We start from the raw sequence: 26,011 nt of genomic DNA on the forward strand, positions 1-26,011 counted from the left end.
ACGGCGCAATTTGATTGAAGTCAAAGTTGCAAACTGTCGCAGCCGCTACTGAGAGAGAGGAAATCGACATTTTCTTGATAAAAGGCAAATCGGGCGATGAATACCGAACTTCTTCACAAATATTCGGGTGCAGTGCCGCGTTACACGAGCTATCCGACCGCGCCGCATTTCCACGAGGGAATCGATAATTGCATCTATCGCCGCTGGCTCGGCGCGCTCGGTCACAGGAATCGCCTGTCGCTTTATCTGCATATTCCCTATTGCGACCGGCTGTGCTGGTTCTGCGCCTGCCACACCAAGCACACGCTGAAATACGAGCCGATTGCCGTTTATCTTGAAGCGCTTAAGCAGGAGATTGCCGCCGTTGGCGCGCTTGTTTCGCCTGACGCGGTGGTGAGTGCCGTGCATTTCGGCGGCGGCTCGCCCACCATGCTGAAGCCGGAGGACATAAAGAGCCTGATGGACTGTCTGCGGCGTCATTTCACCTTCGGGCTCGCACCTGAAATCAGTGTCGAGATGGACCCCAACGATCTGGATGACAGCCGCTACGATGCGCTTGCCGCCATCGGCATGTCGCGGGCGAGCCTCGGGGTTCAGGACTTCGATGACAAAGTGCAAAAAACCATCAACCGCATCCAGTCTTTCGAACAGACGAAATCCGTCGTTGATGCGGTGCGGGCGAGGGGTGTTCACTCCGTCAATTGCGACATTCTTTATGGGTTGCCGTTCCAGACCTGCGAGACGCTGAAGAAGACCGTGGACCAGATCGTCTCGCTCGATCCCGACCGGGTGGCGCTTTTCGGTTATGCCCATGTGCCGTGGATGAAAAAACACCAGTCGCTGATCCCCGAACACGCGCTGCCCGACATTGCCGAGCGTTATCGCCAGATGACGATGGCGGGCGAAATGCTGAGGCAGGCCGGATACGGCGAAATCGGGATCGATCATTTCGCCAAGCCGGCGGACACCTTATGCCAGGCCGCCGAAGCGGGTGCGCTGCGCCGGAATTTCCAGGGCTATACGACCGACACGGCCGATGCGCTGATCGGGCTTGGTGCATCATCAATCGGTCGGTTGCCGCAGGGCTATGTGCAGAACATGGTGGCGACGGGCGAATATCAGCGCATGGTGGGCGAGGGCGGCCTTGCCGTCGTGAAGGGTATAGAGTTATCGCGGGATGATCATCTGCGCTCGCATGTCATTGAGCGGCTGATGTGCGATTTTTCTGTCGATCTTTCGGACTTGCAGCACCGTTTCGGGAAGGTGAGCCATTCCGTGAGAGCCCAGGCGCAGCTGTTCGCCGCAGGCGACAGGGATGGCGTGGTGCGGCTGGACGCCGATATTTTTGCCGTGACAGAGGTTGGAAAGCCGTTCGTGCGTAACATCGCGGCAATCTTCGACACCTATCTCGGTAACGGACGCGGCCGTCATTCGGTTGCTGTTTAGGCAACAGTTTTGGGGCAAATTTCAAAGTTAGGTCACGAAACCATTGGCTTTTTTGTGCGACTTGCCTATGTGGTGCGTCAGAAAGAATAATTCATACGAACGACAATAAGGATTATGGGCGTGACAGCTACATTCGACAAGGTTGCCGACATTATCGCCGAAACCAGCGAAATCGACCGCGAAACCATTACGCCGGAGAGCCACACGATCGACGATCTGGGCATCGACAGCCTCGACTTTCTCGATATCGTTTTCGCTATCGACAAGGAATTCGGCATCAAGATTCCGCTCGAGCAGTGGACGCAGGAAGTCAACGAAGGCAAGGTTTCCACCGAAGAATATTTCGTGCTGAAGAACCTCTGCGCCAAGATCGACGAATTGCGCGCAGCCAAGGGCTGAGACGACAATGCCCGCGTCAAGCGGGCATTTCTTTTTAAAGCTCGCCGTCATGGCGGGTTAAACCGACCAGAGACGGGCCGGACGGATGCTGCTTGAATATTTTCAGATGATCGACAGGGTCGAAGCCGTGGACATGGCGACGCGCACATTGAAGGCGCGGTCCGTCGTTCCCGACAAGAGCCCTGTTTTCGAAGGCCACTTTCCCGGCATGCCGCTGGTTCCGGGTGTGCTCTTGATCGAGACGATGGCGCAGGCCTCCGGCATGATGGTTCTGGCATTTTCCGATTTCGCGTCCATGCCGTTCCTGATGTCGGTCGATGGCGCCAAGATGCGCACCTTCGTGGAGCCCGGCGCTGTTCTCGATATCGAAGCGGTGCTGGAGCATGACGGTTCGGGCTTTGCCGTTACCAAGGCGAAGATCACCTCTGCCGGCAAGAAGGTCTGTGATGCGCAGCTGAAACTGCGTACCATGCCGTTCAGCGAAATTCCGCTTGGGCCTGTCGTCAAGAAGCGGGCCGAAGAAGTCGGCCTGATGGCGGCGATTGCCGCGGATGCGCAGAAATAAGCGCTCCCGCCCGTTTCAAAAGGGGAGCGTTTTTCCCGTCGGCCCGGTTTTGACGCATGAAAATCGTGGGCTCGCGACGGTGGATCGGGCCTTCACCATTGCCAATCCGCATCGCGCGCTTTATTCCGCAACGCATGAAGTGGTTGTTCGCAACCGCTGTGGATAGCCGTGACCGTTTCGGCGGGGCCGGCTGCAAAGGATGACAGACGATGAAATCTGACAATGATGTGGTGATAACAGGGGTCGGCATCGTGACCTGTCACGGCGTTGGCAGCCAGGCGCATGTGGCGCTTCTTTCTGGAGCCGCCGCGCCGGCGACGATTGTCGAGACCGAAAAATTCAAGCCCTATCCGGTCCATCCCATGCCGGAGATCGACTGGTCGGCGCAGATCGCCAAGCGCGGCGACCAGCGCCAGATGGAAAACTGGCAGCGTCTCGGCGTTTTCGCCGCCGGTCTCGCACTCGACGATGCCGGGCTGAAGGAAGATGCCGAAGCCTGCGCCACCATGGACATGATCGTTGCCGCCGGTGGCGGCGAGCGCGACATCAATGTCGATACGCTGATCGTCGACGAAGCGCTGAAGCGCAACGACCGTGAAAAGCTGCTGAATGAAAAGCTGACCACGGAACTGCGTCCGACGCTGTTTCTCGCCCAACTTTCCAACCTGATGGCCGGCAATATCTCCATCGTGCACAAGGTTACCGGGTCTTCCCGCACCTTCATGGGCGAAGAGGCGGCCGGCATTTCCGCGGTTGAAACCGCGTTTCATCGCATCCGCTCCGGCGAATCGAGCCACGCCCTTGTCGGCGGCGCCTTCTCGGCCGAACGTCCCGACATGATCCTGCTGTTCGAAGCCATCGGCGCGCATGCGCAGGGTGGCTGGCAGCCGCTTTGGTCGCGTGGCGACCAGGACGGCGGCGGCATGATTTCCGGTTCGCTCGGCGCCTTCCTCGTGCTGGAATCGCGCAAGCATGCCAGCGAGCGTGGCGCGCGCATCTATGCCCGCATCGACGCCATTGAGGGCGACCGCGGCAGCCGCGATGACGGCAAGATGGAAAAGCGCATGGAGCGGCTGCTTGCTCCCGCCAAGGACAGTGCGGCAACCGTCGTATTTTCCGGCGCGAGCGGTTATGACGGCGTGACGGCCCGCGAGAAGGACATTCTCGACAAGGTGCTGCCAAATTCGGTCATTCGTGGTTTCGGCGGTGTCACTGGCCATGGACTTGAGGCGCAGTTTCCGCTCGGGCTCGCTCTGGCGGCGCTGACGCTTGAAAGCGGTGCGAAGGTTCCTACCTTCGATGCGGCTGCGGAAAAGCCAATGGGCGAGGTGGCCACCGAGGCCGTTGTCACCACCGTCGGCCATGTGCGCGGCGAAGGTGTCGCCGTTCTGTCCCGCGACGTTTGAGGAGAAAAGACCATGGCTTCCAACTTCAGGGATCATCTCGGTCGTCCCATCGTCGCTGTCACCGGCATGGGCATTATCACCTCGCTCGGGCAGGGGCTTGCCGATAACTGGGCGGCGTTGACATCGGGCAAATCGGGCATTCACAAGATCACCCGTTTCCCGACGGAGGGGCTTTCGACCCGCATCAGCGGCACGGTGGATTTCATCGATATCCCGGTTCCGAATTCCGTCGAGCGTTCTTATGCCTTTGCGCGCGAAACCACCATCGAGGCGCTGGCGCAGGCCGGTATCTCCGGTGATTTCAATGGGCCGCTGTTTCTCGCAGCGCCGCCGATCGAGCCGGAGTGGAGCGCCCGTTTCGAGCTTGCCGACCGGTCTCCGCCGGCCGCCCAGCCGGGTGACGCCTATGAACGGTTCCTGACGGCGTTCCGCCAGCGTCCCGACCCGGCATTCCAGGAAGCTGCCCTGTTCGGCGCGATTTCCGAGCGTCTTTCCGACCGCTTTGGCACACGCGGCCTGCCGGTCACGCTTTCCACCGCCTGCGCATCCGGCGCGACCGCGATCCAGCTCGGCGTCGAGGCGATCCGCCAGGGCCGTACCGAACGGGCGCTGACGGTTGCGACTGACGGTTCTGTCAGCGCCGAGGCACTGATCCGCTTTTCGCTGCTGTCAGCACTTTCGACCCAGAACGAGCCGCCGGAAAAGGCCTCCAAGCCATTCAGCAAGGACCGCGATGGTTTCGTGATTGCCGAAGGTGCGGCAACGCTGGTGCTGGAATCGCTCGAAGCCGCCGTCGCCCGCGGCGCCAAGGTTCTCGGCATCATCAAGGGCGCCGGCGAAAAAGCTGACAGCTTCCACCGCACACGCTCGTCGCCCGATGGCGGCCCGGCGATTGCGACGATCCGTGCGGCACTGGCCGATGCGGGCGTGGCCGAAAGCGATATCGGCTATATCAACGCCCACGGCACCTCGACGCCTGAGAATGACAAGATGGAATACGGTTCGATGCTGGCCGTCTTCGGTGAAGGCCTGAAGAACATTCCGCTGTCCTCCAACAAGTCGATGATCGGTCATACGCTCACCGCCGCAGGTGCTGTTGAAGCCGTGTTCTCACTGCAGACCATGCTGACCGGCACCCTGCCGCCGACGATCAACTACAACAATCCCGATCCAACCATCACGCTCGACGTGGTGCCGAATGTGAAGCGGGATGCTGAGGTGGGTGCGGTTCTGTCCAACTCCTTCGGGTTTGGCGGGCAGAACGCAAGCCTTGTCATGACGCGCGAACCGGCTTAACCGGTTCCGTTACAACAGGGGCGTTTCCGAATGACTTGCGGAAACGCGCCCGTTTCTTTGATTTCGCATTCCAGCCGCAAAACCGTTACAGAGTTTTGCTGGAATGATTTTAGGTAACGCCTTCGGGCGAAGGACTGATATATGCGCGCTCTTCAACTCGTCGACGACCGGAAGCTCGAAAAAGTGGACCTGCCCGAACCGGACGCTCCGGGCCCGGGCGAGGTGACGCTGCGCGTCAAGGCCGTGGCGCTCAATCATATCGACGTGTGGGGCTGGCGCGGCATGGCTTTCGCCAAGCGCAAGATGCCGCTCACCATCGGTGCGGAAGCCTCCGGCGTGGTCGAGGCCATCGGCCCCGGCGTTTCCAACGTGCTGCCGGGCCAGCTGGTCTCGGTCTATGGCGCGCGCACCTGCGGGCTCTGCAAACCCTGCCGCGAAGGCCGCGACAATCTGTGCGAACATGTTCAAGGCGTTCACGGTTTCCATCTCGATGGTTTCGCGCAGGAAAAGATGAATATTCCAGCCCGCCAGCTCGTGCCGGCACCGCACGGCATTGACGCCGTTGCTGCGGCGCTCGCGCCTGTCACTTTCGGCACCGTGGAGCACATGCTGTTCGACAATGCCAAGCTTGAGCCGGGCGAAACCATTCTCATCCATGCCGGCGGTTCCGGCATCGGCACGGCGGCCATTCAGCTTGCCAAGAAGATGGGCTGCACCGTCATCACCACAGTCGGTTCCGACGACAAGATCGAACGGGCGAAGGCGCTCGGGGCCGATCATGTCATCAACTACCGGACCGACCGTTTCGAAGGCGTCGTGCGCAAGCTGACGAAAAAGAAGGGTGTCGATGTTGTCTTCGAACATGTTGGCAAAGACACTTTTGTCGCCTCGATGTTCTCGCTGAAGCGTGGCGGCCGTCTCGTCACCTGCGGCTCTACCTCGGGCGTTTCCACCGAAATCAATCTGATGATGCTGTTCCAGCAGCAGCTGAAGCTGCTCGGCTCCTTCGGCTGCCGCATGGAAAACATGGCCAATGCCATGCAGAAGATGGCACGCGGCATCGTTCATCCCGTCATCGACACGGAAGTCACCTTCGACGATATCGACCGGGCACTGGAGCGCATGGAAACGCGCCAGGTATTCGGCAAGATCGTTCTGCGAATGGACTGAGCATCTTGAAGCTGTTCCTGACACGGATTGTCCTGAAACTGGACCACTTCCGGCAGTGGCTGATTGCGACGCTCGCCTTTGGCCTCCTCAACCTGCTGAAGCTTTTTCCCGCCGATGCCGGCATTCGCGCCGCCGACCGGCTGGCGCGCTTGATAGGGCCGAAAACCGGGCGCCACAAGCTGATGCTTTACAATCTGGCCCGCGCCTTCCCGGAGAAATCCGAGGAGGAGCGGCTTGAGATCGCCATGGATAGCTGGGCCAATATGGGCCGGCTTGCGGCGGAATATGTATTCCTAGACCGGCTGTTCGATTTCGATCCGGAAAAGAACAAGCCGGGCCGCATCGAGGTCGAGGGCATTCCGACCTTCCTCGAGCTGCGCGACAATCCTCGGCCCTTCATCGTCTTTACCGCCCATAGCGGCAATTTCGAGCTCTTGCCGGTTGCCGGCTCGGCTTTCGGTCTCGATGTAACGGTACTGTTCCGGCCGCCGAACAATCCTTTCGTGGCCGACAAGGTGTTCAATTTCCGCAAGGAACGCATGGGCAATCTTGTGCCCTCGCATGCCGGTTCCTCCTTCGCGCTTGCGCGGCAGCTGGAAAAGGGCGGTGGTGTCGGCGTGCTCGTCGACCAGAAATTCGGAAAGGGCCTGACGACGAAGTTCTTCGGCCTTGAAGTTCGCACCAATCCGCTGCTTGCCAAGCTGGTGCGGCAATTCAACTGCGATGTGTATCCGGCCCGTTGCGTGCGTCTTCCCGACAATCGCTACAGGCTGGAAATAGAGCCCAAGGTTGAAATTCCGCGCGATGAGAAGGGCAATGTCGATATTCAGGCGACGGCGCAGCTTCTGAACGACAAGGTGGAAAGCTGGGTGCGCGAATACCCCGGACAATGGCTGTGGTATCACGACCGGTGGGATGTGAAGCACCAGATTTGAGTTCATTCTGGTGCGGCCGGAGTTTGTACGATTTTTACGACATTCGGCCGGAGAATGATGCATTTCGATATTTTTCCGTATTAGCGGAACCTCATTTTTCGTTCATGGATTATCGAAATTGAAAAATTAGCGGCTGCTGTGATATTTTGGACAACAATCCCCGCGGCGTTCCCGCGTTTCGTTACGTCATTTTTAAGCGCAAAGACGCTATAATCGAGGGGCAAAGGGTTAATCCGTTCGCATAGGTAGCGGGGGTTATGCCCGTTCAGGGAGAGTTGGGTTGAAAGATTTGATTGAGTTGTTCTGGCTGCGTTATACGGAACTGCAATCTGCCGTTGGTAAAAACGAAGCCGACAAGATTGCCGTGCTGGAGCGTGAACTGGAACAGCTCCTCGAGCGGGTTGTCGGACGCAAGACAGAAAATTCCGAAGATATTCGCGAGCAGTTCCGTTTTGCCATCGATCTCCTCAACCACGAGGCGGAAGACCTTGGCTGCGTGCAGCGCAACTCCGAGCTTCTGCGGACGCTCGTTGATCGTTACGTCGGCATGCCTTCGAAGGCCAAAGTCGTTGGTGACGAGGACGAGGACACGCTGGAGTGGCACCATCGCCACCTGATCCTCGATGAAGACATGCTGAACGATCTGGATGATCCCGTCGTGATCGTTACGCCTGGTTATCGCGTCTCGTTCGCCAATTCTCTCGACGCATTTCAGCGCAATGCGCCGGAAGGTCTTGTGGGGTGCCATATTGCGGAACTGGTTGGCGTCCACCGTTTCCAGAACGACCTCAGAGACAAGCTGGATAATTGTTTCAAGGGCGATACGTCGAAGTATACCTACGCGGAAGACCAGAACGGTCGCACGATCGTGAAATCGTTGGAAATGTCGCCGTGTTACTCATCTGCCTACAAGCTTGTCGGCGCCATGGTCGTCATCCGCGAAATCGAGGACCGCAGACGCCGCGCCACAGCGTGACGTTATACGCCTGTCTCTGACGACAATCCCTTTTATTTCGGGAATATCGTTTCCCATATCGTCGCGATGGACCACGCGGATGAAGCGTCGACAAGAAGCTTCATCGCCATGGCCAGGCAGGAAAGCACCAGCAGCGGGCGGATGATCTTCGCACCGTTTTTCATCGCGAAGCGGGAGCCGATCTGTGCGCCGATGAACTGGCCGACGCCCATGGCGAGGCCGAGCTTCCACAAAACCGCACCACCCATTGCAAAGACGAGAAAACCGCCGAAATTCGAACCGAGGTTGAGAAGCTTCGTGTGGGCGGTCGCCTTCAGCATTCCGAAGCCGGCAAGGCTCACAAAGGCCAGCATGTAAAAAGACCCTGCGCCGGGGCCGAAAACGCCGTCGTAAAAACCGATCAGCGGTGCGACCGCAAGCCCGAACACGAAGGGCGTGATGCGGCGATGGCTGTCGATATCGCTGAGTTGCGGCTTGAAGGCGAAATAAAGCGCGATCGCAATCAACAGGAACGGCATGACGGCGCGCATCAGATCGGCTGGCACGAAGGCGGCTGTCAGCGCACCGAGCATTCCGCCGGCCATGGCCATCAGCGCCATAGGCAGTTGCTCTTTGAGGCTAACGTGGCCTCGTCTCGCATAGGCCAGTGTCGCAGAGGCGGAACCGAACTGGGCCTGCAGCTTGTTGGTGCCGAGCGTATCGAGTGGGGCAATTCCCATGATCATCATCGCCGGAATGACGATGAGACCGCCGCCGCCGGCGATGGAATCGATAAAGCCGGCAAAGATGGCGACGCAGAAAAGGACGAGAAAAACGTTGAGGGCGATGTCTTGCACTGGGGATGTCCGGGCAGGCGGCGGGAGAGGGCTTCTTCTTTCACTGAAAAGACTGCCACGCAATATTTTTCTGCATGACATGCCGCTTGCGGGGGGATTGCGGTGTTGCCGCTTATCGTTATGTTTCCGTGGCGCGTCGCCGGAAGAAGCGGATGGCGCTTGAGACATATGGATGAGGACATTATGCATAAAGTGATATTCGATACGGATCCCGGTGTGGACGACGCCATGGCGCTTCTGTTCCTGCATCGTCACCCCGATATCGATCTGATCGGCGTCACCACGGTTTTCGGCAACGCCCCCATCGATATCACCACCCGCAATGCACTCTTTCTCAAACGGGAATGGCAGATGAATGCACCGGTGGCGAGAGGCGCCGGGGTGACCTTCGATCCTGCCCGCAAGGAAGGCCATTGGCCGACCTTCATCCACGGCGAAAACGGCCTCGGCGATATCGATATCCCTGAAACCATCGATCTGCCGCTCGATCCGCGCCCGGCCCATCGCTTTATCATTGAGACGGTGAAGGCCTATCCCGGTGAGGTGACGCTGATCGCGGTCGGCCGCATGACCAATCTGGCGCTGGCACTGCGTGAGGAACCGGATTTCGCCGCGCTGGTCAAGGACGTCATCGTCATGGGCGGCGCCTTCGACATGAACGGCAACGTCTCGCCGGCGGCCGAGGCGAATATTCATGGCGATCCGGAAGCGGCCGACCTTGTCTTTACCGCGCCCTGGCGCGTCACCGTCGTCGGTCTCGACGTGACGACAAAAACCGTGATGACAAGCGCCTTCATGGCTGACATGGCGGAGGCTGGCGGCAAGCCCGTGCAGTTGCTTTCCGACCTGTCGCAGTTCTACATCGATTTCTACAAGACCCGGACCGGCGACGGCATGGTGGTGCATGATAGCTGCGCCTGCGTTTATCTCGTTGCACCGGAACTGTTTACCACCCGCAGCGGCCCGGTGCGCGTCGTCTGCGGCGGACTTGCCGACGGCCAGACGATCCAGAAACCGGATGGCCGGGCTTTTCCGCCGGGCGACTGGGACGGGCATCCGAGCCAGCTTATCTGCACGGATATCGAGCCGGAACGCGTGCTTTCGGTCATCCGTGCGGCAATTGTGAAGGGTGAGCGCGGCTGAAGGGCCGTTCTTGAGCATGGCTTGCCTTGCATTTTCCAAGAATCTGGCGTTATGCAAGTTCCTGATCATAGTGCGCGATCTGCCTTGCGGGAAGGGCTGCGAAGGCCGAACCGGAAGGACGGGCGGATCACCGTTATGCAGCGTGGGCCGAGAAAAGCCTTGTAGGTTTTCCCGTTCTTTGCGCTACAATGAATAACGCCTGCCGGGTCGGTTCGTGTCGGCGGCGTTTAAAAACAAAAAACGAACCTTCGTTATGGGCCGGTGGAACCGGTCCATTCCCATGAGGAAAGTGATGGAAGAGTTTCACAAGGTCCGGCGTCTGCCGCAATACGTCTTCGAACAGGTCAACCGTTTGAAAGCGAGCGCGCGAGCGGCCGGGGCCGATATCATCGATCTCGGCATGGGCAATCCCGACCTTCCGACTCCGAAGGCCATTGTCGACAAGCTTTGCGAGGTCGTCCAGGATCCGCGCACCCATCGTTATTCCTCGTCCAAGGGCATTCCCGGCCTTCGCCGCGCGCAGGCCGCCTATTATGCCCGCCGTTTCGGCGTCAAGCTGAACCCCGATACGCAGGTCGTCGCGACCCTCGGCTCCAAGGAAGGCTTCGCCAATATGGCGCAGGCCATCACCGCGCCGGGTGACGTGATCCTGTGTCCGAACCCCACCTATCCGATCCATGCCTTCGGCTTCCTGATGGCGGGCGGCGTTATCCGTTCGATGAATGTCGAGCCTGACGACAGCTTCTTCGGACCGTTGGAGCGCGCGGTGCGCCACTCCATTCCCAAACCGCTGGCGCTGATCGTCAATTATCCGTCGAACCCGACGGCGCATGTCGCCTCGCTCGATTTCTACAAGGACGTGATCGCTTTTGCGAAGAAGCACGAGATCATCGTGCTGTCCGACCTTGCCTATTCGGAAATCTATTTCGACGACAACAATCCGCCGCCTTCGGTTCTCGAAGTTCCCGGTGCAATCGACGTTGCGGTGGAATTCACCTCCATGTCGAAGACCTTCTCCATGCCCGGCTGGCGCATGGGCTTTGCCGTCGGCAACGAGCGTCTGATCGCGGCGCTGACGCGGGTGAAATCCTATCTCGATTACGGCGCCTTCACGCCGATCCAGGTTGCGGCGACGCATGCGCTGAATGGCGACGGCTCCGACATCGCGGAAGTGCGCAGCGTTTATCGCCGCCGCCGCGACGTCATGGTCGACACGTTCGGCAAGGCCGGTTTCGAGGTTCCGCCGCCGGCGGCGACCATGTTCGCCTGGGCGAAAATCCCGGAAAAATTCCGCCATCTCGGCAGCCTGGAATTCTCCAAGCTTCTGGTCGAGAAGGCAGATATCGCCGTTGCTCCCGGCATCGGCTTTGGCGAAATGGGCGATGATTACGTCCGTCTCGCGCTCGTGGAAAACGAGCATCGAATTCGTCAGGCAGCGCGCAATCTGAAGCGTTTCCTGTCGAGCGCAGACGAAACGATGCACAATGTCGTTTCGCTGAACGCCCACAGATAAGGGCAACCGAAGGCGGCCGGGCCTCGGCCGCCACCATCACCAGCAATCAGGAACATACCCATGGCAGATTCATTGAGAATCGGCATAGCGGGGCTCGGCACTGTCGGCGCTTCGCTCGTGCGCATCCTCCAGCAGAGAAGCAACGAACTTGCGATTACCTGCGGACGCGCGATTGAGATTATTGCGGTGAGCGCGCGCGATCGTTCGCGCGACCGCGGCATTGATCTTGCGGGTATTACCTGGTTCGACACGCCCGAGCAGATGGCGAGCGAAGCCGATATTGACGTGTTCGTCGAACTGGTCGGCGGTGCTTCTGGCCAGGCGGAAAATGCGGTGCGCGCCGCACTTGCACGCGGTCTCCATGTGGTGACAGCCAACAAGGCGCTGCTGGCCAAGCACGGCGTCGAACTGGCGACCCTTGCCGAAGACAAGGGCGCGCTGCTGAACTTCGAAGCGGCGGTGGCCGGCGGTATCCCCGTCATCAAGGCGCTGCGTGAGTCTCTCACCGGCAACCATGTGTCGCGCATCTACGGCATCATGAACGGCACCTGCAATTACATCCTGACCAAGATGGAGAAGGAAGGGCTGTCCTTTGAGGCGTGCCTGAAAGAAGCGCAGCGGCTGGGTTATGCCGAAGCCGATCCGGCTTTCGATATCGAGGGCAACGACACAGCCCACAAGCTTGCCATTCTGACAACGCTTGCCTTCGGCAACAAGATTTCGGCCGACGATATCTATCTGGAAGGCATCACCAATATTTCCAGCGAGGACATTCAGGCGGCCGCCGAACTCGGTTACCGCATCAAGCTTCTCGGCGTGGCGCAGGTGACCGAATCCGGCATCGAACAGCGCGTGCATCCGACCATGGTGCCGCTCGATTCCGTTATCGCCCAGGTGGATGGCGTCACCAATGCGGTGGCGATCGAATCCGACATTCTCGGGGAATTGCTGATGGTTGGCCCGGGTGCGGGCGGCAACGCCACGGCCTCCGCCGTACTGGGCGACATTGCCGATATCGCCAAGAGCCGTCCGGGTGCCCAGCAGGTGCCGGTTCTCGGCCGTCCGGCGAAATCGCTGACGGAATATCGTCGCGCCAAGATGAAGAGCCATGAGGGCGGTTACTTCATCCGTCTGACGGTGAAGGATCAGGCGGGCGTCTTCGCCTCCATCGCCACCCGCATGGCGGACAATAACATCTCGCTCGAATCCATCGTGCAACGCCAGCGCGTGCATGTGGAAGGCGCGCCGCAGACCATCATCCTCGTCACCCATGCGACGATGGAGGATGCGATCCGCAAGGCGGTGAAGGCGATCAAGAACGAGAAATATCTGGTCAGCGAGCCGCAGGTCATCCGCATCGAGCGGACCTGAGACGCTTCATTGTTTTGATGACATCAAAAGCCGCGCTTCCAGATGGAGGCGCGGTTTTTCGTTGTATTGCAGCCGGCATCACGCCGGTCGTCGGACACCCATAAAATTTGAGGGGAAGGCATCGGAAACGCTGGAAAACAAGGCGATTCGGCACTATGGTTAATCCGTTCACCAAGCGAGGGAGGCGTGGCCGTGACATCGATCATCCTGTTCAAGGACAATAAGCGCGCAGGTGTTGCAGCCGCCCATCACCGGGCGCGGCCTCACAATGCCAACGACAATATTCGCAGCATGGAATTCGACATGGGGGAGCATGAGCGCAATTGGTGTTCGCTCGCGGTCTTTTCGTTGCTGCTGCTGGTCGGTGCCGTCTCAATCGTCAGCCCGTTTTTCTCGATTTTTTCGGTGTGACTCCGTCAAGGCGCGTTTTTGCTTGAAAAACACGCCTTCGCCATTTAGCCCGTTCTAACCAAGGCGCGGAACGCGCATGAGAAGATGAAGGGACAGGATGGCAATGTTGGAGCCGGCCGATACCGTGGCCCGCGCATTTCTAAGCGTGGAGCGGTCGGCGACAGAACAGCGCTGGGTATCGCGGCTGGATCAGGCCGGGCAGAACCGCGCGCTGGCGATGTCTCAGGTCCATGGGATTCCCGAATTGATTGCGCGGGTGCTGGCCGGGCGCGGCGTGGGCGTCGATGACGCTTTGGCGTTCCTCGATCCGACCATTCGTTCGCTGATGCCCGATCCGCATATGCTGACCGATTGCGAAAAGGCCGCCGAAAGGCTGGTGCGTGCCATCGAGACCGGCGAGAAGGTGGCGATCTTCGGCGATTACGATGTTGATGGCGCTGCCTCTTCGGCGCTGATGTATCGCTTTCTCGCGCATTTCGAGTTGATGCCGGAAATCTATATTCCCGACCGCATTTTTGAAGGGTACGGGCCGAACCCGGCGGCAATGCAGCAGCTGGCCGCCAATGGCGCGACGCTAATCGTGACCGTCGACTGCGGTTCCACCAGTCATGAGTCGCTTCAGGCCGCAAAGGACGCCGGAACGGATGTGGTGGTGATCGACCACCATCAGGTCGGCACGGAACTGCCGCCAGCGGTGGCGCTGGTCAATCCCAATCGCGAGGACGATCTGTCGGGGCAGGGGCATCTCTGTGCCGCCGGTGTGGTGTTTCTGGTGCTGGTGGCCACGTTGCGGCTGCTGAAGGACAGACACAACCGGCGGGCCTTTACGCTCGACCTCCTGTCGCTGCTTGATATCGTCGCGCTTGCGACGGTCTGCGACGTGGTGCCGCTGAAGGGGCTGAACCGCGCTTATGTGGTGAAGGGGCTGATTGCCGCACGGCACATGAACAATGCGGGACTTGCGGCGCTGTTCAAGAAGGCGGGGCTCGGCGGGCCTGTGACCCCCTATCATTTCGGTTTCCTGATCGGGCCGCGCATCAATGCCGGCGGCCGCATTGGCGATGCCGCGCTTGGCAGTCGTTTGTTGACCATCGATGATTCCTCGCAGGCCGAGGTCATTGCCGAGCGGCTGGATGAGCTGAACCGCGAGCGGCAGGCCATGGAAGCGGCGATGCTGGCGGAGGCCGAAGCCGAGGCGCTGTTCGAATATGGTGACGGCTCTGGCGCCGGCGTCATCGTCACCGCTCGCGAGAACTGGCATCCGGGCATTGTCGGCCTGCTGGCCTCGCGTCTGAAGGATCGTTTCCGTCGTCCAGCCTTCGCCATTGCCTTCGATCCCTCCGGCAAGGGCACCGGCTCGGGTCGCTCGATCAACGGCTTCGATATGGGGCGCATGGTGCGCGCCGCCGTGGAGGCTGGGTTGCTGGTCAAGGGCGGCGGCCATGCCATGGCGGCCGGACTGACGGTGGAGCGCGCCAATCTCGGCAAGCTCAGGACATTCTTCGAGGAAGCGGCCGCAAAGACGGTGAACGAGCTGGTGCAAAGCAGCGTGCTGAAGATCGATGGCGCCATCGGCGCATCAGGCGCGACATTGCAGCTTGTCGACCAGCTGGAACAGGCCGGTCCTTACGGATCAGGCCACTCGCAGCCGGTTTTTGCCGTGCCGGCACACCGCCTGCGCGATGTGCGGCTTGTGGGGACAGCGCACGTCAAGATCACGCTGGAGGCCATGGACGGCTCGCGGCTGGACGGTATCGCCTTTCGCGCCGCAGAAGCGCCCCTGGGGCAGATGCTGTTGAATGCGCGTGGCAGGAATATTCATGTGGCAGGCACGGTAGGTGCCGATCTCTGGCAGGGCCAGAGGCGGGTTCAACTGCGTGTGCTGGATGCGGCTTTCGCGCCCTGACAGGGCTGCCGAAAAATCCTCAATTTTATGGAAACAATGCGCTGGGCGGGCACATCGAACGTGCGGCGACGTCTTTACGCGATACGTGAAGATTTACGTGCAGAGGATTGATTTTTTTGGGAGAAGCAAGTGGCACGCCCTAGGGGAGTCGAACCCCTCTTTTCAGAATGAAAATCTGACGTCCTAACCGATAGACGAAGGGCGCGTGCGCTTGTGGTGTGGCGCCCTTATAGTCAGGCTCCCGTTGCTCCGCAAGCGGAAAAATCGATTTTTCTCGCTTCGTGACGAGTTTTTTTATGGACGCCGGAAAGGCTGTGGAAAACTGCGCTGGAACCGGCCAAGGCCTTGAAATATCGCCGCTATCGCGGCGCGTCGGCAATGCCTTTATGCCTCGTGGAAGGCCCGGGGAGCGCTTTTCCAACCCTTAGCTGGCATCTGCTGCCCGCCAGACAGAACCGCGCTGTGATTTGGCTGGAAGGGGAAAGGCAAGCGGGTCGATTTGCCTGTTGGCGTTTCGGCCAGCTTGCCTTCCATCGGGGGGACAGCATTCTAACGTGCTCGGCGGGAATCGGTTCCGCTGCATTGATCGCGCGTAGCGATTTTGCGAACTGACGCGGTGCATCTACATTTTGAAGAGGAAAACACGAAGGCAAGTGGCACGCCCTAGGGGAGTCGAACCCCTCTTTTCAGAATGAAAATCTGACGTCCTAACCGATAGACGAAGGGCGCGTGCGCTTGTGGTGTGGCGCCCTTATAGTCAGGCTCCTGAAGGTCTGCAAGCGGAAAAATGCATGATTTGACAAAAAAATGACATGGGCCACCAGAACCCCTGGAAAACAAGGATTCTCGTTTCGTAACAATTGGTTAAACTGCGATGTCGAGCGCATTTTTGTGCTCTTGGCGCTTCGAGAGCGGTGGAATCACAAAATCGAAATCGTCGCGCTCGTGCATGGAGATAAAGATTTCAGCAGATCTCCAGAAACGAAAACGGGGCCGAAACGGCCCCGCTCGATATACGTGTCGATTGCAGTCTCAGTGCAAAATCTGGCTGAGGAACAGCCGGGTGCGCTCATGCTGCGGATTGTCGAAGAATTCGGCGGGCGAATTCTGTTCGACGATCTGGCCCTGGTCCATGAAGATGACGCGGTTTGCGACCTGACGGGCAAAGCCCATTTCGTGGGTTACGCATAGCATGGTCATACCGTCTTCGGCGAGGCTGACCATGGTGTCGAGCACTTCTTTCACCATTTCCGGGTCGAGCGCCGAGGTCGGCTCGTCAAACAGCATGATCTTCGGCTTCATGCAGAGCGAGCGGGCAATCGCCACGCGCTGCTGCTGGCCGCCGGACAGCTGGCCGGGATACTTATTCGCCTGCTCGGGGATCTTGACGCGCGTCAGATAGTGCATAGCCACTTCCTCGGCTTCCTTCTTGGGCATCTTGCGAACCCAGATCGGCGCCAGCGTGCAGTTTTCAAGGATCGTCAGATGCGGGAAGAGGTTGAAGTGCTGGAACACCATGCCGACTTCACGACGCACTTCATCGATCTTCTTGAGATCGTTGGTGAGTTCTATTCCGTCGACATTGATCGTACCTGACTGATGTTCTTCCAGCCGGTTGATGCAGCGGATCATGGTGGACTTGCCCGAGCCCGAAGGGCCGGCGATGACGATGCGCTCGCCTTTCATGACCTTCAGGTTGATATCGCGCAGCACGTGGAAGTCGCCATACCACTTGTTCATGCCGATGAGTTCTATCGCCACGTCCGTAGTCGAGACGGCCAGTTCTTTTGCTTGGGTTTCTGCCATTTGAGCGTCCCTTATCGTTTATGCCCGGTGTCGAGGTGCCGTTCCATGAACAGCGAATAACGCGACATGCCGAAGCAGAAGATCCAGAATACGAAGCCTGCGAAAATATAGCCAGTCATGGCGGTGACGGGCGTGGCCCAGTTCGCATCCGATTGATTGAGTGTGACAATACCGAGCAGGTCGAACATGCCGATGATCGAGACCAGCGACGTATCCTTGAACAGCCCGATGAAGGTGTTGACGATGCCCGGAATGACGAGCTTCAGCGCCTGCGGTAGCACGATCAGTCTCGTCTTCTGCCAATAGTTCAGGCCGAGTGAATCCGCACCTTCATATTGTCCCTTTGGAATGGCCTGCAGGCCGCCGCGGATCACCTCCGCCATATAGGCCGAGGAGAACAGCGACACGCCGACGAGCGCGCGCAGGAACTTGTCGAAGGTCCAGCCGTCGGGCAGGAACAAAGGCAGCATGATGCTGGCGAAGAACAGGACGGTGATCAACGGAATGCCTCTGATGACCTCAATGAAGAGTACGCAGAGCATCTTGATCACCGGCATGTTGCAGCGCCGGCCGAGCGCCAGAAGAATGCCGAAGGGCAGCGACACCGTGATCCCGAAAAACGACAGGATGAGCGTCACCATCAGGCCGCCCCAGAGCTGCGTTTCGACCACAGGCAGGCCGAAGACGCCGCCGATAAGCAGGAAAAACGCAATGAAGGGCAGGATGATGAAGAGCGCCAGCGCATTGAGACGCTTGAACGGCGCCTTCGGAATGAGCATCGGGATCAACAGGATGGTGAACATCACCATGACGAGGATCGGACGCCAGCGTTCATCGATGGGGTAGCGGCCAAAGACGAATTGGCCAAGCTTGGCCGAAACGAAAGCCCAGCACGCACCGGACTGGCCGTCCGGCAGGGCGCCGCCCTGCGAAGCGGTCAGGCAGGCGATACGATCGCTGCCGGTCCATACCGCGTCGATGAACAGCCAATCGATAATCGGTGGCACAATATAGGCCAGCAGAGCGATGGCAATGACGGTGAAAACCGTATCCTTGGGCGTGGCGAAGAGTTTGGTGCGCAGCCAGTGGGTGATGCCCACCGCGCTCGATGGCGCGGGGCGGGCTTCTTCAATGGTCTGCCGCACGAAGGCGTGGTTGCTAATCGTCATCGTCATCTCTCCACCAGGGCCATTTTCGCGTTGAACCAGTTCATGACCACGGCCGTGAGCAGGGACAGCGAGAGATAGATGACCAGCCAGATGGCAACGACTTCAACCGCCTGACCCGTCTGGTTCAGGATCGTGCCGCCGACGGAGACGATGTCGGCGAAACCGACGGCGACTGCGAGTGACGAGTTCTTGGTCAGATTGAGATACTGGCTCGTCAGCGGCGGGATGATGATGCGCATCGCCTGCGGAACGACGATCAGTCGCGTCGTGGTGCTGGCGCGAAGTCCCAGTGCATCCGCAGCTTCCTTCTGCCCCTTCGCCACGGCCTTGATGCCGCCGCGAACGATTTCGGCGATAAAGGAGGCGGTATAGAAGGAGAGCGCCAGGAACAGCGACATGAATTCAGGTGCGACGACCGCGCCCCCGGTGAGATTGAACCGTCCGGCAATCGGATAGTCGAATGTCAGCGGTGCGCCAAGCGCCAGAAATGTGGCCAGCGGCAGGCCGATGATGAGAAGCGTCGCCGTTATTCCGGTACGGAACTGCTGCCCGGTTCTTTCCTGTCTGGCCTTCGCCCAGCGGTAAACGAAGAAGCTGAGGACAATGGCGACGAGAAAGGCCAGCGGCACGAGCCAGGTGCCTTCTCCCCACAACGGCTTGGGAAAGAAGAAGCCGCGATTGTTGAGGTAGGTTCCGAGTGGAAGTTCCAGCGATTCGCGCGCCTGCGGCAGAACCGAGATGACGCCCTTGTACCAGAAAAAGATGACGAGCAGCGGCGGGATGTTGCGGAAAATTTCCACATAGGCCTGCGCGAGTTTCGAAATCAGCCAGTTGTTGGACAGCCGGGCGATGCCGACGATGAAACCGATGATCGAGGCGGCGATGATGCCGAAAAACGCAACCTGGATCGTGTTGAGAATGCCAACGAGCAATGCCCGGCCATAGGTCGCATCGCTGGTATAAGCGATCAGCGACTGGCCGATATCGAAACCGGCTCTTCCATCGAGGAAGCCGAAGCCGGACGAGATGTTTGACCGTTGAAGATTGGTGATCGTATTCGTCACGATGATCCAGACGAAAGCGGCCAGGACGACGACTGTCAGGACCTGATAAAAAATGCCGCGTATGCGTGGATCGTAGATAAATGACGACGCGCTTTGCGCGCGCGATCGTTGCGAACTGACCGCGTTGCCTGCCATAGGCACCTTTCCCTTTTATATGCTCTTTGCGAGCTTATTTATATAATTTGAAGCGGAGGCCGGGCGTTGCCCAGCCTCCTTATATGATCTAGCCGGTAATGGGGCCGATCAACGGACCGGCGGTGCGTATTGCAGGCCGCCCTTGGTCCACAGCGCGTTCTGGCCACGCTCGATCTTCAGCGGAGAGCCTGCGCCGACGTTGCGGTCGAAGACTTCGCCGTAGTTGCCCACCAGCTTGATGATGTTGTAGGCCCAGTCGTTGGTCACGCCGAGATCAGTGCCGATCTTGGTGCCTTCTTCCGTGCCGAGCAGGCGCTTCACGTCCGGATTGGCGCTGTTCTTCTGCTCATCGACATTCTTGGAGGTGACGCCAAGCTCTTCGGCGTTGACCATCGCATAGTGAACCCAGGTCACGATGTCGAACCACTGGTCGTCACCCTGGCGAACGGCCGGGCCAAGCGGTTCCTTGGAGATGACTTCCGGCAGAACGATGTTTTCTTCCGGGTTCTTCAGCTTCAGACGGATGGCGTAAAGACCCGACTGGTCGGTGGTGTAGACGTCGCAACGACCGGAATCATAGGCAGACGTCGCGTCGGATTCCTTTTCGAAAACGACCGGGTTGTACTGCAGATTGTTGGTCTTGAAGTAGTCGGCCAGGTTGAGCTCGGTGGTCGTGCCGGTCTGAACGCAGACGGCGGCGCCGGAGAGTTCAAGAGCGGACTTCACGTTGAGGCCCTTCTTGGCGATGAAGCCTTGGCCGTCATAATAGTTGACGGTGCGGAAGTTGAAGCCCAGCGACGTATCGCGGCTGATCGTCCAGGTGGTGTTACGGGTCAGAACATCGACTTCACCGGACTGGAGAGCCGGGAAGCGGTCCTTGCTCGAAAGGGCGACAAACTTGGCTTTCGAAGGATCACCGAAAACCGCGGTGGCGATACCACGGCAATAGTCAACGTCGATACCGGACCATTCACCCTTGTCATCGGGATTGGAAAATCCCGGAATGCCAGCACTAACGCCGCACGTGACGAAACCTTTCGACTTGACATCCTGAAGCGTCGCAGCCGAAGCGACCGAGGCTCCTCCCAAAACTGCTGCGCCGATGGCGGCTGACAGAATTGCCTTTTTCATTTTTCCCAACCTTTGTTTGTTATCGTCACTTGGAAGAGGGCCGGCATATTTATTTTCCCCAGCTCCCCCTTCAGCGAGATCTTTTTCGATCCGCTCTTTCTATCACAATCGCAATTGGCAGCGGGGTCAAGACGTGCGGGCAATAATTGTGCCTATAAAACGGAATTTTCCAAATTTTGGTCGGGAAGTGTGCAAAGGGTGAAAATATAAGCATATTTTTGCGGAAATTTGCACTTGCACAGTATTTGCATACTTCTTGTATTCTGGTCGGCGACGGGTCGCTCCGACCCGTTCTGGCGTCCCTGCCGGACTTGACCTTGCGTTGCACTCTTAGCATTGTCGAACGCATCAATATTCCTTCGAAAGTTGATCTGAAATGACCAAGACAAATGACCTGCTTTCCGCCGCAGGTGTGAATACGCGCCTGGCCCACGGCGGCAACGATCCCGCCGACTGTTTCGGTTTCGTCAATCCGCCCATCGTGCGTGGCTCGACTGTGCTTTTTCCCGACGCGGAGACGCTCTCGACCGAAAACCAGAAATACACCTATGGCACCCACGGCACGCCGACGACGGATGCCTTGTGCAATCTCGTCAACGAACTGGAAGGTTCGTTCGGAACTATCCTTGTGCCTTCGGGTCTTGCGGCCATTACCGTGCCATTCCTTGCCTATCTCGCCGCCGGTGACCATGCGCTGATCGTCGATTCCGTCTATTTCCCGACGCGCCGTTTCTGCAATACGATGCTGAAAAAGCTGGGTGTCGAGGTGGAATATTACGACCCGGCAATCGGGGAGGGCATAGAGGCTCTCATCCGGCCGAACACCAAGCTGGTGCATCTGGAAGCGCCGGGCTCCAACACCTTCGAGATTCAGGATGTCAGGCTGATCGCGGATATCGCTCACCGGCATGATTGTGTGGTGACGATGGACAATACCTGGGCGACGCCGCTTTATTTCAAGCCGCTCGATTTCGGCGTCGATGTCTCCATTCACGCCGCCACCAAATATCCTTCGGGCCATTCGGATGTGCTGATGGGTTTCGTTTCGGCCAATGAAAAGCACTGGAAGGCGCTTGATCAGGCCAATGCCAATCTGGGCATCTGCGTTACCTCTGACGATGCCTACCAGATCCTGCGCGGCATGCGCACCATGGGAATCAGGCTGGCGCACCATCAGAAAAGCGCGCTCGATATCGCCACATGGCTGGAGAGCCGTGACGACGTCGTTCGTGTACTGCATCCGGCGCTGCCGAGTTTTGCAGGGCACGAACTCTGGAAGCGCGACTTCAAGGGCGCAAGCGGTGTTTTCTCCTTTGTGCTGAAGGCGGAGGAAGGCAAATACAAGCAGGCGGCGGCCGCTTTCCTCAATGCGCTGACCTTCTTCGGGCTGGGCTATTCCTGGGGCGGGTACGAATCGCTTGCCGTTTCGGTCTCGCTTGTCGACAGAACTATTGCCAAGGGCCCTTCGGAAGGGCCGGTCATCCGCCTGCAGATCGGGCTCGAGGATATCGCCGATCTCAAGAAGGACCTCGAGGCCGGGTTTACGGCTGCGGCCGGGATTTAACCTCAGCCTTTGGCGCGGTAGCCGTAGAGCCAGTCGAAATCCTTCAGGAAGGCGTCGGTGGGGCGCGTGGAAAACACGAAGTCCCGCGCAATACGCACCGGGCCTGTGGCGTGATAGGCAAAACGGTTGAGGGAGGCCCGCTTGCGGGCCTTTTCTATGCGCGGCAGGCGCAGGGCCTCAAAGCCGGCAAGGGCCTGCGGCAAGGGCAGGGGCTTTTCGGCATTGCCGCCTGCCGTCGCCCACGCAAGTTCAAACGCATCCTCTATCGCCATCGCGGCGCCCTGCGCGGCGAAGGGCATCATGGCATGCGCCGCATCGCCGATCAGCACCGTGTCACGGCCATTATGCCAGCGGCCGGGGCCGGCCTGATAGAGCGGCCAGAAGGTCGGATTTTCAGACGAATCGAGCAATCGGACGATATCCGGGCTGAAGCCGCGAAACTGTTCCAGCAGCATGGCTTTCTGCCGCCCGCCCGATTCCGCCCGCCAGGTTGCGCCCGGGTCGGCGCCGAGCGCGATGGCGACAATGTTGAAGCCGCCGACTTCCTTCAGCGGATAAGCGACGATATGGCCGCCGGAGCCGAGATAGGCGGTCACGGCGCTTTTGTTGATGGCTGACGGCACATCGTTTGCGGCGACCGTGAAGCGCCAGGCAATATTGCCGGAGAAGGTGGCTGCGGGGGCGGAAGGGACCGCGAAACGGGCCGCCGACCAGACGCCGTCCGCGCCGACGATCAGGTCATGGTCACGGAAGGTGGTTGCGGCAATCACGTCCACCGTCGCGTTTTCGATGCGCTTGCCGAGATGAAGGCGGCAGAGCGGGTTTCGTGTCACCGCCTGGAAAAGTGCATTCTGCAGCGTCGAGCGGTGCAGTACGCCGTAGGGTGCGCCCCAGCGGCTGCGGGCCACCGCGCCCATCGGCAGGGAGAGCAGCGTGGCCAGCGATTTTCCGGAGGCGAGTTCGACGCTGAGAGGTTCGGTCCAGCGCGCCTCGATATCAGGCAGTACCCCAAGCGTGTCGAGAATGCGGGCGGCATTGGGCGAGAGTTGCAGGCCGGCGCCCACTTCCGTCAGCTCACCGGCCTGCTCGATGATGTCACAGTCGATCCCGTAACGGGCAAAAGACAGGGCAGCGGTGAGACCGGCGATGCCGGCACCGACAATGGCTACGGATTTGATGGGCATTGGTGCGCCCCGATCAGGAAAAGTGGAAGGTCAGGCGGCCTTCACATGGAAGACGCAGCCCGGAGGATTGGTCTGCTCGGCCTTCAGCGACGGATTGTACCGGTAAAGGGTGGAGCAGTAGGAGCAGACCTTCTCATTGTCGTCGCCCATATCGATGAAGATATGCGGGTGATCGTAGGGCACGGAAGCGCCGGTGCACATGAATTCCTTGACGCCGATCTCGATTACGCTGTGTCCGCCATCGTTCTGGAAATGGGGAATGGAATGCCCGGCCATGTTCGTCTCCAAATGCAATATCGTTATCGAGCCGCAATCCGTCTTCTCGCATCGGCTCGTCGTTGCGGATATGTAGCCTCAAACGCATTGCATCTCCATAAAAATCGTCAGCAAAACATGTTCAATCTTGTGCTTTCCTGCCATATGGTCCGGCAAAAAGGATGTCCTTGATGAATCTCAACACGCCGCAATTTTCCGATTTTTCCCATGACGGTCTTCGCCTTGCCTATTTCGATGAGGGCGATCCGGCGGGCGATCCGGTCTTGTTGATCCATGGTTTTGCCTCCAGCGCCAATGTCAACTGGGTGCATCCCGGCTGGGTGAAGACGCTGGGCGAGGCCGGTTACCGGGTGATCGCCATCGATAATCGCGGCCATGGCGCCAGCGACAAGCCGCATGATCCGCAAGCCTATTATCCGCCCGAGATGGCAGGGGATGCGGTGGCGCTGCTCAATCATCTCGGCATCGCGGAAGCGCATGTGATGGGCTATTCCATGGGTGCGCGGATTTCCGCCTTTCTGGCGATGGCACATCCGGAGCGCGTGCGGTCGCTGGTCTTCGGCGGGCTCGGCATCGGCATGGTGGAAGGTGTGGGCGACTGGGATCCGATTGCCGAGGCGCTTCTCGCACCTTCGCTCGATGTCGTCACCCATGAGCGCGGCCGCATGTTCCGAGCTTTTGCTGACCAGACGAAAAGCGACCGGCTTGCGCTTGCCGCCTGTATCGAGACGTCCCGGGTTCTCGTCACCCGCGAACAGGCGGCAAAGATCGATGCGCCAACGCTGATCGCGGTTGGAACGAAGGACGATATTGCCGGTTCCGGTACGGAGCTTGCCGCGATCATGCCGCATGCGCGGGCGATCGACATTCCCGGCCGCGACCACATGCTGGCCGTCGGCGACCGGGTGTTCAAGGCGGCGGTGCTGGAATTTTACCGCTCGCTTTGAGCGGGCGCGGCAAGAAACGTTTTTTCATGCTGCATGAAGAAAAACTGAAGCCTTGCCGCCTTTAAAGTCGTCATTCGAATCCCATTTCTAATGCACGTCTTTTTCTGTATAAAGAACGACCACTGCAAACGAGGAGACCATTCATGGTCGCACGTACCGAGGCCCGTCAGCCGGAACAGCTGGCGATCGTCGATCCCATCTGGGGCAGCCTGCTCAATGAAGCTCGAAGTGCTGCGGCACAGGATCCGCTGCTGTCGGCCTTTCTTTATTCGACCATCCTCAACCACCGGTCTCTCGAAGAATGTGTGATCTACCGCATCTGCGAACTCCTCGATCATCCCGACATGCAGGCCGTGCTGCTGCGCCAGACCTTCCAGGACATGCTGGATGACTGGCCGGAATGGGGAAGCGTGCTGCGCGTCGACATTCAGGCCGTTTACGACCGCGACCCCGCCTGCACGCGCTTCATGGAGCCGCTCCTCTATTTCAAGGGGTTCCAGGCCATCCAGACCCACAGGCTCGCCCATTGGCTGCTGCAGAAGGGCCGCAGGGATTTGGCGCTTTATCTGCAGAGCCGCTCATCGAGTATCTTCCAGACCGATATCAATCCGGCGGCGCGCATCGGCAAGGGCATTTTCCTCGACCATGCCACCGGGCTGGTGGTCGGCGAGACGGCCGTCATCGGCGACAATGTTTCCATCCTGCATGGCGTGACGCTTGGCGGCACGGGCAAGGAAGGGGCGGACCGCCACCCGAAGATCGCCAATGGCGTGATGATCGGTGCGGGGGCGAAAATCCTCGGCAATATCGAGATCGGCAGCTGCTCGCGCATTGCCGCCGGTTCGGTGGTGCTGAAGCCGGTTCCGCCGAAGACGACGGTTGCCGGCGTGCCGGCGCGCGTGGTGGGGGAAGCAGGGTGTTCGGAACCCTCGCGACTGATGGACCAGCTTATCGGGGCCGATATCTGACCGGCCCTGTCGCGCTCTGATGGGCCGGCATTTTCACGGTTGTGCGTGTGGAAGACGCGGATGACGTGCCGCTTTCACTTTACTTTGGCCTTTATCCCATGCCAAAAGCGGGCCAACGTGAACCGCACAGGAGAATAGTGGTGAAAGCCGACGAAATCAAAAAACTCGACGCCTATTTCAAGCGCACTTTCAATGAAAAGATGATTGTGAAGGCGCGTCCGCGCAAGGACGATTCCGCCGAAGTGTATCTTGGCGAAGAGTTTCTCGGCGTCGTCTACATCGATGACGAAGACGGCGACCGTTCCTACAACTTCTCCATGGCGATCCTCGACGTCGATCTGTGATCGTCACCATCCGGTGACGGATGAGTTTCGCATTCAATGAAACAGTCGCC

Annotated in this window: 24 protein-coding genes and 2 tRNA genes; 17 read left to right on the forward strand and 9 right to left on the reverse strand. The window is 59.2% G+C overall.

The window, feature by feature from the left end; genetic code table 11:
• Window positions 1–96 precede the first annotated feature (96 nt).
• The 8 genes from hemN (at window position 97) to PL599_RS12200 (ending at window position 8,193) form a co-directional block, all read left to right on the forward strand.
• A complete protein-coding gene (hemN, locus tag PL599_RS12165) occupies window positions 97–1,446 on the forward strand; it encodes an oxygen-independent coproporphyrinogen III oxidase (protein WP_269824640.1) in 1,350 nt (449 codons plus the stop codon).
• Between the two features lie 114 nt (window positions 1,447–1,560).
• A complete protein-coding gene (locus PL599_RS12170) occupies window positions 1,561–1,845 on the forward strand; it encodes an acyl carrier protein (RefSeq protein WP_003495848.1) in 285 nt (94 codons plus the stop codon).
• A gap of 85 nt (window positions 1,846–1,930) precedes the next feature.
• Window positions 1,931–2,410 carry a 3-hydroxyacyl-ACP dehydratase FabZ family protein gene (locus PL599_RS12175; protein ID WP_137410427.1) on the forward strand — a complete coding sequence of 160 codons (480 nt, stop codon included), beginning with the start codon at window positions 1,931–1,933 and terminating at the stop codon, window positions 2,408–2,410.
• Between the two features lie 209 nt (window positions 2,411–2,619).
• The gene (locus PL599_RS12180) at window positions 2,620–3,816 is read left to right on the forward strand and encodes a beta-ketoacyl-ACP synthase (protein WP_137410426.1); all 1,197 of its coding nucleotides are present in this window, start codon (window positions 2,620–2,622) and stop codon (window positions 3,814–3,816) included.
• A gap of 12 nt (window positions 3,817–3,828) precedes the next feature.
• A complete protein-coding gene (locus tag PL599_RS12185) occupies window positions 3,829–5,112 on the forward strand; it encodes a beta-ketoacyl-ACP synthase (protein WP_077982232.1) in 1,284 nt (427 codons plus the stop codon).
• 141 nt (window positions 5,113–5,253) lie between these two features.
• The gene (locus tag PL599_RS12190; RefSeq protein WP_077982233.1) at window positions 5,254–6,282 is read left to right on the forward strand and encodes a zinc-binding dehydrogenase; all 1,029 of its coding nucleotides are present in this window, start codon (window positions 5,254–5,256) and stop codon (window positions 6,280–6,282) included.
• A gap of 5 nt (window positions 6,283–6,287) precedes the next feature.
• The gene (locus PL599_RS12195; RefSeq protein WP_162520378.1) at window positions 6,288–7,217 is read left to right on the forward strand and encodes a lipid A biosynthesis lauroyl acyltransferase; all 930 of its coding nucleotides are present in this window, start codon (window positions 6,288–6,290) and stop codon (window positions 7,215–7,217) included.
• A gap of 280 nt (window positions 7,218–7,497) precedes the next feature.
• The gene (locus tag PL599_RS12200; protein WP_035240634.1) at window positions 7,498–8,193 is read left to right on the forward strand and encodes a hypothetical protein; all 696 of its coding nucleotides are present in this window, start codon (window positions 7,498–7,500) and stop codon (window positions 8,191–8,193) included.
• A 32-nt stretch (window positions 8,194–8,225) separates the two neighbouring features.
• On the opposite strand, the gene PL599_RS12205 is transcribed toward PL599_RS12200, so the two are convergent.
• The gene (locus tag PL599_RS12205; protein ID WP_077982235.1) at window positions 8,226–9,029 is read right to left on the reverse strand and encodes a TSUP family transporter; all 804 of its coding nucleotides are present in this window, start codon (window positions 9,027–9,029) and stop codon (window positions 8,226–8,228) included.
• A 183-nt stretch (window positions 9,030–9,212) separates the two neighbouring features.
• Between PL599_RS12205 and PL599_RS12210 the strand changes: the two genes are divergently transcribed.
• The 5 genes from PL599_RS12210 to recJ all read left to right on the forward strand — a co-directional run bounded on the left by PL599_RS12210 (window position 9,213) and on the right by recJ (window position 15,373).
• Window positions 9,213–10,172 (forward strand): nucleoside hydrolase, encoded by a 960-nt coding sequence (locus PL599_RS12210; RefSeq protein ID WP_142912260.1) that lies wholly within the window; start codon window positions 9,213–9,215, stop codon window positions 10,170–10,172.
• A gap of 292 nt (window positions 10,173–10,464) precedes the next feature.
• Window positions 10,465–11,685 (forward strand): LL-diaminopimelate aminotransferase, encoded by a 1,221-nt coding sequence (locus tag PL599_RS12215; RefSeq protein WP_077982236.1) that lies wholly within the window; start codon window positions 10,465–10,467, stop codon window positions 11,683–11,685.
• 60 nt (window positions 11,686–11,745) lie between these two features.
• The gene (locus PL599_RS12220) at window positions 11,746–13,056 is read left to right on the forward strand and encodes a homoserine dehydrogenase (RefSeq protein WP_269824639.1); all 1,311 of its coding nucleotides are present in this window, start codon (window positions 11,746–11,748) and stop codon (window positions 13,054–13,056) included.
• Between the two features lie 186 nt (window positions 13,057–13,242).
• Window positions 13,243–13,467, forward strand: coding sequence for a hypothetical protein (locus tag PL599_RS12225; RefSeq protein ID WP_003524853.1), 225 nt, complete (start codon window positions 13,243–13,245; stop codon window positions 13,465–13,467).
• 97 nt (window positions 13,468–13,564) lie between these two features.
• On the forward strand, window positions 13,565–15,373 hold the full coding sequence (gene recJ, locus PL599_RS12230; protein WP_416172502.1) for a single-stranded-DNA-specific exonuclease RecJ: 1,809 nt from the start codon (window positions 13,565–13,567) through the stop codon (window positions 15,371–15,373).
• Window positions 15,374–15,503: 130 nt separating this feature from the next.
• Here the strand turns inward: recJ and PL599_RS12235 are convergent.
• The 6 genes from PL599_RS12235 to PL599_RS12260 form a co-directional block, all read right to left on the reverse strand.
• Window positions 15,504–15,578, reverse strand: a tRNA-Glu gene (locus tag PL599_RS12235).
• Window positions 15,579–16,027: 449 nt separating this feature from the next.
• A tRNA-Glu gene (locus tag PL599_RS12240) sits at window positions 16,028–16,102 on the reverse strand.
• Between the two features lie 303 nt (window positions 16,103–16,405).
• Window positions 16,406–17,179, reverse strand: coding sequence for an amino acid ABC transporter ATP-binding protein (locus PL599_RS12245; protein ID WP_137410420.1), 774 nt, complete (start codon window positions 17,177–17,179; stop codon window positions 16,406–16,408).
• An 11-nt stretch (window positions 17,180–17,190) separates the two neighbouring features.
• Entirely contained in the window at window positions 17,191–18,348 is a 1,158-nt protein-coding gene (locus tag PL599_RS12250) for an amino acid ABC transporter permease (RefSeq protein WP_269824638.1), read from the reverse strand.
• Window positions 18,349–18,350: 2 nt separating this feature from the next.
• On the reverse strand, window positions 18,351–19,547 hold the full coding sequence (locus PL599_RS12255; protein ID WP_271359079.1) for an amino acid ABC transporter permease: 1,197 nt from the start codon (window positions 19,545–19,547) through the stop codon (window positions 18,351–18,353).
• 108 nt (window positions 19,548–19,655) lie between these two features.
• The gene (locus PL599_RS12260; protein WP_162520376.1) at window positions 19,656–20,678 is read right to left on the reverse strand and encodes an amino acid ABC transporter substrate-binding protein; all 1,023 of its coding nucleotides are present in this window, start codon (window positions 20,676–20,678) and stop codon (window positions 19,656–19,658) included.
• Between the two features lie 376 nt (window positions 20,679–21,054).
• On the opposite strand from PL599_RS12260, the gene PL599_RS12265 reads away from it, so the two are divergent.
• Window positions 21,055–22,242 (forward strand): cystathionine beta-lyase, encoded by a 1,188-nt coding sequence (locus tag PL599_RS12265; protein WP_137410417.1) that lies wholly within the window; start codon window positions 21,055–21,057, stop codon window positions 22,240–22,242.
• Window positions 22,243–22,244: 2 nt separating this feature from the next.
• On the opposite strand, the gene PL599_RS12270 is transcribed toward PL599_RS12265, so the two are convergent.
• Window positions 22,245–23,426 (reverse strand): FAD-dependent monooxygenase, encoded by a 1,182-nt coding sequence (locus PL599_RS12270; protein ID WP_269824636.1) that lies wholly within the window; start codon window positions 23,424–23,426, stop codon window positions 22,245–22,247.
• Window positions 23,427–23,456: 30 nt separating this feature from the next.
• Window positions 23,457–23,702 carry a zinc-finger domain-containing protein gene (locus tag PL599_RS12275; protein WP_035223329.1) on the reverse strand — a complete coding sequence of 82 codons (246 nt, stop codon included), beginning with the start codon at window positions 23,700–23,702 and terminating at the stop codon, window positions 23,457–23,459.
• Window positions 23,703–23,872: 170 nt separating this feature from the next.
• On the opposite strand from PL599_RS12275, the gene PL599_RS12280 reads away from it, so the two are divergent.
• From PL599_RS12280 to PL599_RS12290, 3 genes are all read left to right on the forward strand, one after another.
• On the forward strand, window positions 23,873–24,649 hold the full coding sequence (locus tag PL599_RS12280; protein ID WP_269824635.1) for an alpha/beta fold hydrolase: 777 nt from the start codon (window positions 23,873–23,875) through the stop codon (window positions 24,647–24,649).
• A gap of 143 nt (window positions 24,650–24,792) precedes the next feature.
• Window positions 24,793–25,617: a serine O-acetyltransferase gene (gene cysE, locus PL599_RS12285; protein WP_077982243.1), complete on the forward strand. Its 825-nt coding sequence runs from the start codon at window positions 24,793–24,795 to the stop codon at window positions 25,615–25,617.
• Window positions 25,618–25,757: 140 nt separating this feature from the next.
• Window positions 25,758–25,961: a DUF3126 family protein gene (locus PL599_RS12290; protein WP_003502851.1), complete on the forward strand. Its 204-nt coding sequence runs from the start codon at window positions 25,758–25,760 to the stop codon at window positions 25,959–25,961.
• The last annotated feature ends 50 nt before the right edge of the window (window positions 25,962–26,011 follow it).

It is taken from the genome of Agrobacterium sp. ST15.16.055 (assembly GCF_027956555.1).
Classification (GTDB): domain Bacteria; phylum Pseudomonadota; class Alphaproteobacteria; order Rhizobiales; family Rhizobiaceae; genus Agrobacterium; species Agrobacterium salinitolerans.